We start from the raw sequence: 13,783 nt of genomic DNA, 5'->3' as shown, positions 1-13,783 counted from the left end.
GATGTCGGTCCGGGGCGCTCGGCACATGAAGGTCCGTGATGTGGATGGGGAAATAACAAGAGTGAGTAGTTGTCATAGGGCCGGTGGAAACTGGGGATGACGTGCATCACTCCTGATATTTGTGATTTTCATCCTGTGATCTGGTCGTGGACGAATCCACGAATGACGCCATGTCCGTCGTGGATGGGCGATCGCGAGTCACAAGAAACGTGTAGTTCTACACAGTTCCATCCAGCGCCGGTTGTGTCTGTATCCACGACTGTCCACAACTTTTTCCACATGTGTGAAGTACGCACTGGTCCCGAGGAGATTGGGATGGGGGAAATCAGCCTCGACGCTGCTGCTTGATGCGAGCGTGGATCTCGTTGACCTGGTTGTACATCTGACGACGCTGTGCGATCTGGTCCTCGACTTTTTTCACGGCGTACATGACCGTGGTGTGGTCCTTGCCGCCAAAGTGCTCGCCGATCTTGGGCAGGGACAGGTCCGTGAGCTGACGGCACAGGTACATCGCGATCTGGCGAGCCGTCACGTACACGCGTGACCTGCTCGTGCCCGTCAGTTCTTCCATCGAGATACCGAAGTAGTCGGCCGTGGTCCCGATGATCGACGACGCGGTGATCTCAGAGTCGTCGTCGGAGATGAGGTCCTTGAGCACGATCTGAGCGAGCGGCAGATCCACCGGTTGCTTGTTGAGCGCTGCAAACGCCGTCACGCGAATCAGAGCGCCCTCCAGCTCGCGAATGTTGCTCGTGATGTTGGAGCCGATGTATTCGAGAACGTCCGAGGGTGCCTGCACATCATCGGCCGCGGCCTTCTTGCGCAAAATCGCAATGCGGGTCTCGAGGTCAGGTGGCTGCACGTCCGTCATGAGGCCCCACTCGAACCGGGTGCGCATGCGTTCCTCGATGCCGTCTAGGTTGCGCGGGCTCACGTCTGAGGTGATGACCACGTGTTTGCCAGCGTTGTGAAGCGCATTGAAAGTGTGGAAGAACTCCTCGAGCGTCTGTTCCTTGCCCTGCAGGAACTGGATGTCGTCGATGAGGAGCACGTCGACCTCGCGGTACTGACGCTTGAAGCTCAGCGACCGGTCGTCGCGGATCGAGTTGATGAAGTCGTTCGTGAACTCTTCTGAGTTGACGTACTTGACTCGTGTTTGCGGCTTGAGGTGTCGCGTGTAGTGGCCGATGGCGTGCAGCAGGTGAGTCTTCCCCAGTCCCGAGTCTCCGTAGATAAACAGCGGGTTATAGGTCTTACCAGGGGACTCCGCGACCGCGAGGGCGGCTGCGTGGGCAAACCGGTTGGAGGCACCGATCACGAACGTGTCGAAGGTGTAGCGCGGGTTCAGGTGGGGATCTTCGACCACGGCCGGCTTGGGTGGCGCGGGCTGGGAGGTGGGACGCTTTGGCGCGGACTCTTCGTAGTCGTCGGGCTCTGGGGCCGAACTCGGGGGAGGTGTCACTGACGAGTCAACAGTGACGCCGATGCGCACGTCACGCCCGAGCGCTTCCGACAGTGCTGCCGTGATGGGCTGTCGCAGGGTGGTCTCGACATAGTTCTTCGTGAAATCTTCCGCCACGGCGAGGAACACGTTGTCCTCGACGATCGCGAGGGGCTTGATCAAGCGGATGAAGGACTGATTCTGTGCGCTCAGATCCTGATCCGACAGGAGCCGTTGCGTTGTGCGCGACCAAATGGTCTCGATCGACTCCATGTCGTTGTCCCCGGCCATTGACCCTCCTTCACAGGTGTGGATATCCACACGGTTGTGCACAGCCGGTTGATACTGTGTCACGCATTCGTTACCCTCGCGCGGCGTGTCGCTCCCGAAGGTGTGCCGCCGTGTGGTGGAGCCTATCTTGTTCATAGTCTGCGACCAATGTGCCCGCCTGGATTTGACCATCGTCCTGCGTGCGCGTAACGTTAGTGCGCTGATTTGACCACCGAAATTTCAACGCATGGAGTGACCCGTGAGCAAGCGGACTTACCAGCCGAACAACCGCAAGCGTGCCAAGACGCACGGCTTCCGCCTGCGCATGCGCACGCGTGCCGGCCGCTCGATTCTCGCGACGCGTCGCCGCAAGGGCCGCGCGAAGCTGTCGGCGTAAGGTGCTTCCGGCTTCCTCTCGGATGACCTCGGGCGCGGACTTCAGGTTCGCTATGCGCGAGGGCACCAAGAGTGGCCGGTCCACCATCGTCGTCTACCTCAAGCAAACCGGCAATGCTGACAGCATCGCCGGTTTCGCTGTATCCAGAGCCGTAGGAGGTGCCGTGATTCGCAACCGCGTCAAGAGACGTTTGCGAGCGATCATGGCCGACCTCCTCCCCAGCCTGCCCAGCGGATCTGCTGTGGTGATCCGAGCCCTGCCAGCCAGCGCATCGGCCGATTACCAGGCATTATCCAATGATGTGGCTGATGCGGTCCGCACGTGTCAACGCAAGGCTGCCTTGGTATGACCGGGCGCCAGCTGTGGGACGCGGTGCGGCATCTGCCGTCGCTGGTGCTCGTGGCGATGATCCGCGCCTACCAGGTTGCGATCTCGCCGTTGCTGGGCCAGCGATGCAAGTACTACCCGTCGTGCTCGCACTACGGTCTGGAGGCGGTGCGTGTGCATGGCGCCGTCATTGGACCAGTGTTGGCGGCGTGGCGGATTCTGCGCTGCAACCCGTGGAGCTACGGGGGCGTTGATGATGTGCCGGCTAAGGGCGGCCCACTCTTTGCACGGCGCAATGAGACTTCCCACGAGACTCCGGTCTCACTATCGACACCGTAAGGACGTCACTTCCGCATGCTCGATACCATCATGTACCCCCTGGAGTGGTGCGTTGCCAACATCATGGTGGCGTGGCACTGGCTCCTCACGGCTGTGGGTCTACCTTCCGACTCAGGCACGGCATGGGCGCTGTCGATCGTGGGCCTCGTGGTCACGATCCGCATCCTGTTGATCCCGCTTTTCGTCAAGCAGATCAAGTCGCAGCGTGCGATGCAGCTCCTTGCGCCGGAGATGAAGCAGATCCAGGCGAAGTACCGCGGTAAGAAGGATCAAGCCTCCAAGGAGGCGATGCAGCGGGAAACGATGGCGTTGTATGCCAAGCACAAGACCAATCCGCTGTCGTCGTGTCTGCCCATCCTGATTCAGGCGCCGATCTTCTTCGCCCTGTTCCGGGTGCTGAACTACCGCATCGAGGGTGTTGATGAGGCCAAGCCCATCGGCATGCTGACGGAGGAACTCGCAGTCGAGGCCCACGACGCCACTATCTTTGGCGCGAAGCTGTCGGACAGTTTGGTGGGTACCTGGGGTCAAGGCGAACCCGCGGCCATCATCGTTTCAATCGTGCTGATCATCATGATGGTCGCGACGACCTTCACCACGCAGCACCAGATCACTCGCAAGAACATGCCGGCATCTGCGCTCGAGGGCCCCATGGCTCAGCAGCAGAAGGTACTCATGTACGCGCTGCCCTTCATCTTCGTGATCACCGGCCCGAACTTCCCCGTGGGTGTGTTGATCTACTGGACCACCACCAACGTGTGGACCATGGGCCAGCAGTACTACGTCATCAAACGTAATCCGACCCCGGGATCAGAGGCGGAGAAGGCTCTCAAGGCAAAGAAGGCTGAGAAAGCCAAGCGCAAGGGCCTCACGATCGAGGGCAGCAGTGAGGACGTGACGGTCCTCGAAGCACCTGAGCAGCCCCGTCAGCGACAGCAACCCAAGCGTTCCGGCTCGCGATCGCAGCGCAAGAAGGGTGGCGGCAATGCACCTCAGAAGCGCCCCGCGAATCCTCAAGACACCAGCTCTCCTGAGAGCGACAACAAGAAGGACTCCGATGACTGAACAGGACAAGGCCGGCCTCGAAGCTGAGGGCGACATCGCTGCCGACTTCCTCGAGGAACTCCTCGACATCTTGGATATGGATGGCGACATCGATATCTCGGTGGAGGCAGGGCGTGCCAAGGTCGCGGTGGTCTCTGAAGGACCCAACCAAGATCTCAAGCGTCTGGTGGGACCGGATGGTGAGGTCCTCGACGCACTGCAGGATCTTGCCCGGTTGGCAGTTCAGTCCGACACCGGACAACTCAGCCGCTTGATGCTTGACGTTGCGGACTTCCGTGCTGGGCGCCGGGAACGGCTTGCCGAGCAGGCGCGTGAGGCGATCGCCGAGGCGAAGGAATCCGGTCAGAAGGTGGCACTCCCACCCATGAACGCATTCGAGCGCAAGGTCGTGCACGATGTCGTTCTCGAGGCGGGCCTATCCTCCGAGTCTGAGGGCGAAGATCCGCAGCGTCACGTTGTGGTGTTGCCTGCGCAGAGTTGACGACGTTTCACGTGAAACGCGATGCGATTCGTCACTGTTTCACGTGAAACGCCCGGGCGAGAGTGGGTGTGGACATGAGTGATGAGACCGAGGTTCCGCCGGAACTGCGGACGCTCGCGAACGATCCTTTGAATGCTGATCCGAGCATCGAGGAGTACTTCGGCGACTCCTATGCTCGGGTGCGGGCATTCGCGGAACTTCTTGCCGACCAGGGTGTGCTTCGCGGACTCATTGGACCGCGGGAGTTGACTCGCGTGTGGGAGCGCCACATCCTCAACTCGGCCGCGGTGGTGCCATTCTTGGGCAAGGGCACCATCGTTGATATTGGTTCTGGAGCAGGGCTTCCGGGCCTCGTGATCGCAGCGATGCTCCCCGATCGACCCGTGGTACTCGTAGAGCCCATGGAACGCCGGACCACCTGGTTGTTCCATGCAGCGGAGCAGTGTGGGATCGACAACGTCACTGTGTTGCGCGGTCGTGCAGAAGAGGTGCGCGAGAGCGTCGAAGCCGACGTCATCACCGCGCGCGCTGTGGCATCGATCGACAAGCTAGTGAAGTGGTGTCTTCCTCTGCTGAGCCCCACGGGAAGCATGGCCCTCTTGAAGGGTCGCTCTGCGCCCGACGAGTTGGACCGGGGCAAGTATGTGTTGCGGCGCGCTGGGCTGACGGGAGCGGTCCACGAAGCGCCGACACTTGCTGGGCTCGAGCCGACCACTGTCGTGACGCTCTCGCGATCATAGTTTCCGGTCGGGAGCGGACCAGAGTTTTCCACCGCTTTGTCCACAGGGCATTTGTGCGGGAAAGTGTGGATATCTCACCCACTTATCCCCAGTTGGGCGTCAGTGTGGATGAGTGAACACCGCTCCTCGTCCGCCTCGTCTGGAACCGTTTCACGTGAAACCTTGCCGCCTCGCGGTGGCTCCCGGGGACCGATTCGCGTGAGCACATGCGCTGGTGGTTCATGCGGGGCACTGCCGTCGTCAAGGGTCCCGATGCCATCGTGAGTCGCGCCGCATTGTCGTCGTGAACCGGTCTGTACTCCCGTCGTGAGAGCTCGCGCGTTGGTCGTGGGTTGCACCGAGCTGCCCTGGACACACCATGCGTCAGTGGCCTGGGTCCCGCGGCGACGGGGCGGAGTGCCCGTACAACTCTGCCCAGAGCACATGTGCTCCGCGCAAGATCGTCCGTGGCTCCAGAGGCAGCCACACGCACCTTGCGCGGGACTGCTGCAGGGTCGCCCGCGATGGGTGAGCGGTGGTTGTGACGGCGCCTCGCGGGACTTACGGGGTGTGTCCCATGCCTGTGTGGCCGCCCGCAGCATGGCCCCCGGCCTGCTCGTCAATCGGGCCGCGCAGGCGCGAGGGCGCTGTGGTCCAGATGGGCTGCCCGCGCGAGCGCGAAGGCACTGTGGTGCGGATCGGCGGCGCGCCCGGGTAGGGGTTTGCCCAACGTACTGGCTCCATGAGGGGGCTTAGCCAGGGACTGGAAGGTCTACGTTTCACGTGAAACATAGCCCGCACGTCCGCCGACAGTGGATGCGCGCTGGCCGCGGGGCATGGCTTTATGCGTGAGCGCTGTGATGGTCGGTTCCGTCCGGACCCGGGCGAGTGGTGTCGGGCGAACCGGCCTTGTTTCACCGATCATGCATCGGCACCGTCGGGGCGTGTGCACACTTGTGGTTGTGGTTGTGGTTGAGGTTGAGGTTGTGGTTGTGGTTGTGGTTGTGGTTGAGGTTGAGGTTGACGTCGCGGGCGTGGGCAGCGGTTCAACGGGCCACCAGGGCCGGCGACAGCACTCGATTAGGCGAAGCCCCGGCCCGTGTTTCACGTGAAACAGTGCGCCGGCGCGCTCTCTCCGCGCTCACTATGCGCTGCAGCTGAGCGCCCATTGAATCGCGGAAGTGGTTCGTTCGCTCGCCGTCAGTTCCCCGACGCGGCGTGGAAGCTCCGCTCTACAGGCAATGCGGCCCAGACACGCGCTCTGGACGCGCGGCTTGGGTGGGGCGGGTTGGGTAGGGCGAATTGGCGACGCTCGCCGGACGGGGTGGTCGACATGCGCCACTCACGCGCCTCAGATTCTCATCTGCACGTGGCCTCCACAGTTGCCCAATCCCGTGTGACGCGCGATACGTGAGCGGGTAGAGTCATACCTCTGGAACCACGCTTGCGAGCAGGCGTGGTTTTGTCTGGAACAGATGCCGTCGAACGGGAGTATGTGTGAGCGTCCACGATCATGGAGTTGGCTCTACCTCGTACGACGCGACAGCAGACAACGTAGATGGCGCTGTTTCACGTGAAACAGAAGATGCCTTCGCCGGCCTCAACGACGATGCTGGAAGTCCCTTGGCGAACGAACTCATTGAAACAGAACGCAAGCGGCGGGCGCTGGAGTCGGCGGACTTCCCGCGTCCCACACGGACACGGATCTTCGCCGTCTCCAATCAAAAGGGGGGAGTGGGGAAGACGACCACGTCAGTGAACCTGGCCGCGGCACTCGCGCAGCGTGGCGCGAACGTGCTCGTCATCGACGCTGACCCGCAGGGAAACGCCTCCACCGCGCTCGGCGTCGACCACCGTGAAGGCACACCATCGATCTACGACGTGTTGCTGGATGACACCCCGATGGCCAAGGTTGCCCAGAGGAGCAAGGAAATCCCTAGCCTGTGGTGCATCCCGGCGACCATTGACCTCGCGGGCGCCGACATTGAGCTTGTCTCTGTGGTGCGCCGTGAGTTCCGCCTTCACGACGCGCTGCACGAGTTGCTGGAGGGCCCGGGTAAGAACCTCGACTACATCTTCATCGATTGTCCGCCCAGCCTGGGACTGTTGACTCTCAACGCCATGGTCGTCGCGCACGAGGTCCTCATTCCCATCCAGTGCGAGTACTACGCGCTTGAGGGTCTGACACAACTGATTAAGACCGTCGAGATGGTGCGCAAGCACCTCAACAAGCAACTGGAACTGTCGACGATCGTGTTGACCATGTATGACGCACGCACCAACCTCGCGCGTGAGGTCGCAAACGAAGTACGTTCGCACTTCCCCCAGCAGACCCTCGAACAGACCATCCCGCGTTCGGTTCGCGTATCGGAAGCACCGAGCTACGGGCGCACGGTCATCACACACGACCCGCACTCGAGCGGAGCGGTGGCCTACCTGGCCGTCGCCAAGGAAATTGCTGAACGCGGGGCTCCCGCCCAGCAGAATAGGGGTACGGCATGAGCCCAACGAAGAGGGGTCTAGGCCGTGGCCTGGGCGCACTGATCCCGGAACAACCCGCTGCTGACGCTGGTCCGGCCGCGGAACGTCCCCACGACGTCTTCTTCGAGTCGTCGAAGGCGAAGGAACCGGCACCCGAGCTGGTGCCCGTTCCCGGTGCGCGCTTTGCGCAGATCGACCCCCACTCGGTGACGCCAAACCCCAGGCAGCCGCGTGCAGTCTTCGATGAGGACGCGCTGGCTGAACTGGTGGGATCCATCAAGGAGATTGGCGTCCTCCAGCCCATCGTGGTGCGAACCAAAGATGACGGCGGCTACGAACTCATCATGGGTGAGCGCCGCCTGCGAGCATCCAAGGAAGCCGGCCTCGAGGCCGTTCCGGCCATTGTTCGCGACACTGACGACCACGACATGCTCCGCGACGCGCTCGTGGAGAACCTCCATCGCAGCCAACTGAACCCGCTCGAAGAAGCTGCGGCGTATCAGCAACTGCTCGAGGACTTTGGCATCACCCACGAGGAACTTGCGGAACGAATCTCTCGTTCGCGCCCGCAGATCACCAATACCCTGCGTCTATTGCGCCTGCCGTCGGTGGTCCAGCGGCGGGTGGCGGCCGGCGTGCTCTCCGCAGGCCACGCACGGGCGCTGCTCGGGCTCGAAGACCCTGCAGCGATGGAGCGCCTCGCCCAGCGGATCGTCGCCGAAGGGCTATCGGTGCGCGCGACAGAAGAGGCGGTCGCCTTGGGCGTCGACGGCGAGGAGCCCAAGAAAAAGGGCAACGTGCGCGCCGGTGGACGGACTCAGGCGCTCGATGATTTGGGTTCGCGTCTTGGTGATCGGTTCGAGACCCGGGTGAAGGTCCAACTTGGGAAGTCCAAGGGCCGTATCACGATCGAGTTTGCGACGGTCGATGACCTCAATCGGATCATCCACGAGCTCGACCCCAACGATCCTGGAGTGATGGGAGCGTGATTCTGGCGGAAAACTGGCTCGTTTTGCGCGAGTAAGGTCGTCAGAACCTCAGGAGAATCGCTCTCACAGAAAATCGGCCTCGCACATGCCATTTACCAGGCATGATGCGAAGCCGATTTTCTGGTTTTGGGGCCTAGCGGGCGGCCGCAGCCTCCACAATGCTTGCGTAGACGGTTGAGAGGTCAAGATCCGCCGCGACGACCGCCTGCGGGAACAGCGAGGTCTCCGTCAACCCCGGCGCGACGTTGATGTCGAACACCTGGGGGACTCCGTCGGCGTCGAGAATGATGTCGACGCGCGATAGGTCACGCAGGTGTAGCTCGCGGTGGACGGCTAGCGCCGCTTCTGTCACCACCGAAGTCTGCTGGTCATCGAGGCGAGCCGGCGCGAAGTACTCCACCCGGCCGGGGTTGTAGCGCGCGTCGAAGTCATAGGGACCATGGGCTGAGATCTCGACGGGCGGAAGCGCTCGGGCGGTGTCACCAGTGCCGAGGACGGACACCGCGACTTCCGTGCCCGTCACCGCCTTTTCGATGAGAGCAGTGGCATCGTAGGCAAAACAGTGCACCAACGCGCGGTTGAGATCTGACCGCTGATGCACCAACGAAACGCCGAGCGCGGATCCACCGCGAGCAGGCTTGATCGCGAGCGGCAAGCCCAACTTGGCGACCACCGCGTCCATGACCTGCTCCGCGCCCACCTCTCGGAACAGGCTCTGCGGCAGCGTCACGTAGTCAGGGGTCGCGACGCCCTCGCGTGCACAGACCGCCTTGGCCACCGATTTCACCCACGCCACACGGGCCTCGCGGGCGCGCGTGCCTACGTACGGCACATTGAGCATCTCAAGGAGTCCCTGCAGCGATCCGTCCTCACCGGATGCGCCGTGAAGCATCGGCCACACGACGCCGTCGCCCAGGGCGCTGATTGCGGGGATGAGGTCGGAGTCAACGTCATGGAGCGTGACCTTTGCGCCGGCATCCTTCAACGCCTCTTGCACGCGCCGTCCTGAGCGGATTGAGACATCGCGCTCGTGGGACAATCCACCGGCAAGTACCAGGACATTCATGCTGTCTCCCATCGCCTACGCCAAGTCCGGTGAGGGGAAGTCGACGGAGTCTCCGTCGTCGCCGCCGGATGTACCGAAAATCCTGACCGTCTCCATCTCCGCGTCCACCACCGAGGCGAGCCGCCGTACGCCTTCGCGAATGCGCTCGGGGGTGGGGTAGCAGAAGGACAGCCGCATGTGGTCAGATCCCTGCCCGTCCGCATAGAACGCGGTTCCGGATACGTACGCGACGCGAGCCGTCACCGCCCGGGGAAGCATCGTCTTGGCATTGAGGCCTTCGGGGAGCTTCACCCACACATAGAAGCCCCCGTCAGGAACATTCCACGATGCCTCCGGAAGGTGCTCCTCGAGCGAGGTGATCATGGCGTCGCGCCGCTCGCGATACTGAACCTGGAACTTCTTGATCTGGCCTTGCCAATCAAAGTGCTGAAGGTAGGCGCGGATGGCTAGCTGAGAGGCATTGGACGGGGACAAAATCGCGGCCTCCGACGCCAACACGAGTTTCTCGCGAACGGCGTGAGGAGCAACTGCCCAGCCAACGCGATACCCGGGAGCGAAGGTCTTGGAGAAAGACCCCAGGTAAATGACGCCATTCTCGCTCAACGACCGCAACGCGGGCATGGGCTCGCGATCGAAGCCCAACAGCCCGTAGGGATTGTCCTCAAGGATCAACACTCGATGCCGCTCGCAGATCTCCACGACCTGCGGCCGGCGTTCGGCGGACAAGGTCACGCCGCCAGGGTTGTGGAAGTTCGGCACGGTGTACAAGAACTTCACCCGGCGACCGGCAGCGGCGAGCTCGCCCAACGTCTTGTCCAGCGCCTCGGGGATCAGACCATCCGCGTCCATAGGAGTGTGCACTACGTCCGCCTCGTGGGCTCGGAACACCCCGAGCGCACCCACGTAGGAGGGCGCCTCAGCGACCACAACGTCGCCGGGGTCAAGGAAGATCGTGGACACCAGGTCGAGGGCCTGTTGAGAGCCGGTCGTGACCACGACGTCGTCCGGGTGCGCAGCGATACCCTCGAGCGACATGACCTCGGTGATCTGCTCGCGCAATCCCTCGTCGCCTTGACCGCCGCCGTACTGGAGGGCAACCTCGCCCTGTTCGAGGATGAGCCGTCGCGACATCTCGGACAGCTCTTCGAGAGGCAATCCGCCAATGTAGGGCATGCCGCCCGCGAGCGAGACGACCTCGGGCCGGCTGGCGACGGCGAACAGCGCGCGAATCTCCGAGGCGCGCATGCGGTGGGCGCGCGCGGCGTAGGAGTCGAACCACGGGTCCAGTCGTGTGCCGTGCCGGTCGGATGTGCTCATGGGAGCCAAGTCTTTCATGTGTTGGGGGCCGGATACGCGAAAAGCCGGGGCCACATGGCCCCGGCTTGGTCGCTTTTTTGTGAGCGACTTAGGCAAGTGCCTCGTCGAACAGGGTGGTGAGTGCGGGCTTGGGCTTGGCGCCCACCACTGACTTCACCATTTCTCCACCATTAAAGAACGCCATGGTGGGGATCGAGGTCACGCCGTACGCCATCGCCAGGTTGGGGTTGGCGTCCGTGTCGACCTTGACGATCTTCACGCGGCCGGCGTACTCCTCGGCAAGCTCATCCAGCAGCGGCGCAACCGCGCGGCAGGGACCGCACCACTCCGCCCAGAAGTCGACCACGACCGGGATGTCGGACTTAATGACTTCGTCCTGGAAGCTGTCCTCGGTCGCCGCTACAGGCGTGGTCACCACGGCGGCCGCGGGCGCTTCCTCGGGGACGACGACCTTGTGGTCGGAGGCCTCCGCGTCCGCGAGTCCATCAAGGTAGTGCTGCGCGTCCAGGGCCGCGGAGCAGCCGGAGCCCGCGGCGGTGATCGCCTGGCGGTAGCGGTTGTCGACAAGGTCACCGCACGCGAACACGCCGTCCACGTTGGTGGCCGTGGTGCGGCCCACCACCTGGACGTAGCCCTCAGCGTCCGTGTCGACCTGTCCGGTCACGAGCTCTGAGCGGGGAATGTGCCCAATCGCGACAAACATGCCCGTTGCGGGGATGGTCGACTCGGCGCCACTGACGCGGTCGCGCACCACGACGCCCGACAACTTGTCATCGCCCTCGAGGCCAAGAACCTCGGCGTTCCACACGAACTCGATCTTGGGGTCGTTCTTCGCACGGTCAGCCATGATCTTCGAGGCGCGCAACTCATCGCGACGGTGAACGACGGTCACCTTGGACGCGAAGCGCGTGAGGAACGTAGCCTCCTCCATCGCGGAGTCACCGCCGCCAATGACGACGACCTCTTGGTCGCGGAAGAAGAACCCATCGCACGTGGCACACCAGGACACGCCCTTGCCGGACAGGCGCTTCTCATCCTCAAGGCCCAACTCGCGATATGCGGAGCCGGTCGCGAGGATGATGGATTTGCCCTGGTAGGTCTTACCAAGCCCGGTGGTGACGGTCTTCACGTCCCCGGTCAGCTGCATCTCAGTGACATCGTCGAACTCGATCTGCGCGCCAAAGCGTTCGGCCTGGCCCTGCAGCGTTTCCATGAGCTCGGGACCCTGGATGCCTTCCACGAACCCGGGGAAGTTCTCGACTTCAGTGGTGTTCATGAGCGCACCACCGGCGGTCACTGAGCCGGCGATCACGAGCGGCTCAAGGCCCGCGCGCGCGGCGTAGATGGCGGCCGTGTAACCGGCGGGGCCGGATCCAACGATGATCAGGTTGCGAGTGTCGCTCACGGTACTTCCTTTATTGGCGGGCGGTGCAGGCGCAAATGCGTCTGGCTCGGTAACGAATCGTAGACGGGGATTCTTCCCACTCCAAGGCTCCGCTACCGCCTATTCACCTGACGGCGACGCCGACGGAGACGCGCTGGGGTACGACGGCGGCGAGTAGGTATACGACGGGTACGACGGTGGCGGGTTGTTGTAGAGGTCAAAATCCGGGTCAATGGGAGCCGCCAGCTCGCGCATCGCGATGACGACAATGATCACGACTGCCAGCAGCGTCAGTGCAAGGACAAGGGGGCCCACGTTGAGCGGAGCCGTGCGGTGCGCGCGGGCGTGAGCGCGCACGTGTGCTGACTCGAGCGCTTCATTTCCTGGCGCGAGCTTGCGGACACCACCGAGGACAGCCTCAACAAACGAGGGCTTGGGCCGAGCATTCTGTGCGTCGACAATGCCGTCCCAGGCACGCAGCGGTTCCAGCTTGGGGTCGGGCGGCGGTAGGGGCTCGTCGCGAGGCACTGCACGGGGAGTGGGCACCACCGCCGGGTGAGACTGGGATTGCTCGGCGGCCGCCGCGGCCTCGTGCAAGGTGTGCGGGGCGATCGCGATGTCGTGCGGCTCGGGCTGCGCGACCTCAGGCCCCGTGGTGGCATCGCCGTCCTCTTCAGGGGCGCTGCGTGCGCTAGGACTCGACTGGGCCGACCCTGGGGTGGCCGGAGAGCGGGGAGACAGCGGTGAGGCAGCAGTCGCGGCGGCCTTGCGTAGCCGCTGGACTCTGGCCGGGCCTAGGGCCGATGCGATGGTGCCCAAGGCGGTAGGCGGATCGCCCGCAATGGTGGCGTGGGTCAGCGCGGTCGCGCCGGTACCCAAGGAGTCCGGCACGTCCGGGGCCGTGGCGTCTGCCGCTGGTCGCCCCGTGACTGCCTCAAGGTACATACGGGACAGGGCCGCGGCATCGGCCTTCTCCGAGAGGTCGTCCGTGAGCCCAGCCTGCTGTGCCAGTACGCCGTCCACGCCGAGCCCAAGAACGATGACACGCCCGGCAGGCGACACCAGGAGCGCCTGCGGACGAATGTAGCCATGCGTGAGCCCAAACGCGCGCATGGACTCCAGCGCGCGCGCAGCCTCGCCGACGAGCGCGCCGACGACGTCGGGCTCTTCGCCAAAGCGGGCCAGCACCTGCTCACCAGACACGCCGCGGGGACGTTCGGAAACGATGTAGGTGACGGTGCCCTCGGAGTCCGTGTGGCGTCCCGTCGAGATGATGCGGGCAAAGCGAGCGTCGCGCACCTGCGCGGCCTTCACCGCTGCCTGGCGCACCGCCGTAGCGCCGTCGCCACGAATGATGTCGATGGTGACGCGCTGCGCAAGGCGAGTGTCATCGGCAATCCAGCGTTCAGTGCCAGGAAGATCGTGCTCCACCGCCTGCGCAAGCGTGAAACGACGGCCGAGCGTCGCGCCTACCTGCACCGTGGGGCCCCCTTCGGAGAGACTGAAG

At 63.5% G+C, this 13,783-nt stretch carries 13 protein-coding genes and 1 pseudogene; 8 read left to right on the top strand and 6 right to left on the bottom strand.

Annotated elements, in window-relative coordinates:
- Window positions 1-325 precede the first annotated feature (325 nt).
- Window positions 326-1,732: a chromosomal replication initiator protein DnaA gene (gene dnaA, locus AOP75_RS05210; protein WP_062077239.1), complete on the bottom strand. Its 1,407-nt coding sequence runs from the start codon at window positions 1,730-1,732 to the stop codon at window positions 326-328.
- A 238-nt stretch (window positions 1,733-1,970) separates the two neighbouring features.
- Here dnaA and rpmH point away from each other — a divergent pair, with 238 nt between their 5' ends.
- From rpmH to AOP75_RS05170, 8 genes are all read left to right on the top strand, one after another.
- A complete protein-coding gene (gene rpmH / locus AOP75_RS05205) occupies window positions 1,971-2,108 on the top strand; it encodes a 50S ribosomal protein L34 (protein WP_061961283.1) in 138 nt (45 codons plus the stop codon).
- Window positions 2,047-2,457 (top strand): ribonuclease P protein component, encoded by a 411-nt coding sequence (rnpA, locus tag AOP75_RS05200; protein ID WP_439645184.1) that lies wholly within the window; start codon window positions 2,047-2,049, stop codon window positions 2,455-2,457. The genes rpmH and rnpA overlap by 62 nt, the downstream gene beginning before the upstream one ends.
- A complete protein-coding gene (gene yidD / locus AOP75_RS05195; RefSeq protein ID WP_062077237.1) occupies window positions 2,454-2,774 on the top strand; it encodes a membrane protein insertion efficiency factor YidD in 321 nt (106 codons plus the stop codon). Before rnpA ends, yidD begins: the two co-directional genes overlap by 4 nt.
- A gap of 15 nt (window positions 2,775-2,789) precedes the next feature.
- Complete coding sequence (gene yidC, locus AOP75_RS05190; RefSeq protein WP_083966719.1) at window positions 2,790-3,839, top strand: membrane protein insertase YidC; 1,050 nt, start codon at window positions 2,790-2,792, stop codon at window positions 3,837-3,839.
- Complete coding sequence (locus tag AOP75_RS05185; protein ID WP_062077236.1) at window positions 3,832-4,320, top strand: Jag family protein; 489 nt, start codon at window positions 3,832-3,834, stop codon at window positions 4,318-4,320. The genes yidC and AOP75_RS05185 overlap by 8 nt, the downstream gene beginning before the upstream one ends.
- Window positions 4,321-4,394: 74 nt before the next feature.
- Window positions 4,395-5,060, top strand: a complete 666-nt coding sequence (gene rsmG / locus AOP75_RS05180) for a 16S rRNA (guanine(527)-N(7))-methyltransferase RsmG (protein WP_062078427.1) — start codon at window positions 4,395-4,397, stop codon at window positions 5,058-5,060.
- A 1,476-nt stretch (window positions 5,061-6,536) separates the two neighbouring features.
- A complete protein-coding gene (locus AOP75_RS05175; protein ID WP_083966717.1) occupies window positions 6,537-7,541 on the top strand; it encodes a ParA family protein in 1,005 nt (334 codons plus the stop codon).
- Entirely contained in the window at window positions 7,538-8,509 is a 972-nt protein-coding gene (locus tag AOP75_RS05170) for a ParB/RepB/Spo0J family partition protein (protein WP_062077235.1), read from the top strand. The genes AOP75_RS05175 and AOP75_RS05170 overlap by 4 nt, the downstream gene beginning before the upstream one ends.
- Before the next feature lie 133 nt (window positions 8,510-8,642).
- Here the strand turns inward: AOP75_RS05170 and AOP75_RS05165 are convergent, their stop codons facing one another.
- The 5 genes and pseudogenes from AOP75_RS05165 to AOP75_RS05150 form a co-directional block, all read right to left on the bottom strand.
- Window positions 8,643-9,575, bottom strand: a complete 933-nt coding sequence (locus AOP75_RS05165) for a D-alanine--D-alanine ligase family protein (protein WP_236683073.1) — start codon at window positions 9,573-9,575, stop codon at window positions 8,643-8,645.
- A gap of 15 nt (window positions 9,576-9,590) precedes the next feature.
- Window positions 9,591-10,892 (bottom strand): aminotransferase-like domain-containing protein, encoded by a 1,302-nt coding sequence (locus tag AOP75_RS05160; RefSeq protein ID WP_152649956.1) that lies wholly within the window; start codon window positions 10,890-10,892, stop codon window positions 9,591-9,593.
- Between the two features lie 88 nt (window positions 10,893-10,980).
- On the bottom strand, window positions 10,981-11,307 hold the full coding sequence (gene trxA / locus AOP75_RS12785; RefSeq protein ID WP_201774150.1) for a thioredoxin: 327 nt from the start codon (window positions 11,305-11,307) through the stop codon (window positions 10,981-10,983).
- A gap of 12 nt (window positions 11,308-11,319) precedes the next feature.
- Window positions 11,320-12,297 (bottom strand): annotated as a pseudogene (gene trxB, locus AOP75_RS05155) (thioredoxin-disulfide reductase); the annotation flags it as partial.
- Between the two features lie 99 nt (window positions 12,298-12,396).
- Window positions 12,397-13,755 (bottom strand): protein kinase family protein, encoded by a 1,359-nt coding sequence (locus AOP75_RS05150; RefSeq protein ID WP_152649955.1) that lies wholly within the window; start codon window positions 13,753-13,755, stop codon window positions 12,397-12,399.
- Window positions 13,756-13,783: the final 28 nt, after the last annotated feature.

This window comes from Demequina globuliformis, from assembly GCF_000975155.1.
GTDB lineage: Bacteria > Actinomycetota > Actinomycetes > Actinomycetales > Demequinaceae > Demequina > Demequina globuliformis.
The sequence above is the reverse complement of the archived record's forward strand: the minus strand, read 5'-3'. Positions and strand labels throughout refer to the sequence as shown.

Coding starts and splice junctions, on each gene's coding strand:
- rsmG (WP_062078427.1), top strand. CDS start 4,395: ATGAGTGATGAGACCGAGGTTCCGCCGGAACTGCGGACGCTCGCGAAC.
- AOP75_RS05165 (WP_236683073.1), bottom strand. CDS start 9,575: ATGAATGTCCTGGTACTTGCCGGTGGATTGTCCCACGAGCGCGATGTC.
- yidC (WP_083966719.1), top strand. CDS start 2,790: ATGCTCGATACCATCATGTACCCCCTGGAGTGGTGCGTTGCCAACATC.
- AOP75_RS05170 (WP_062077235.1), top strand. CDS start 7,538: ATGAGCCCAACGAAGAGGGGTCTAGGCCGTGGCCTGGGCGCACTGATC.
- dnaA (WP_062077239.1), bottom strand. CDS start 1,732: ATGGCCGGGGACAACGACATGGAGTCGATCGAGACCATTTGGTCGCGC.
- AOP75_RS05185 (WP_062077236.1), top strand. CDS start 3,832: ATGACTGAACAGGACAAGGCCGGCCTCGAAGCTGAGGGCGACATCGCT.
- yidD (WP_062077237.1), top strand. CDS start 2,454: ATGACCGGGCGCCAGCTGTGGGACGCGGTGCGGCATCTGCCGTCGCTG.
- AOP75_RS05160 (WP_152649956.1), bottom strand. CDS start 10,892: ATGAGCACATCCGACCGGCACGGCACACGACTGGACCCGTGGTTCGAC.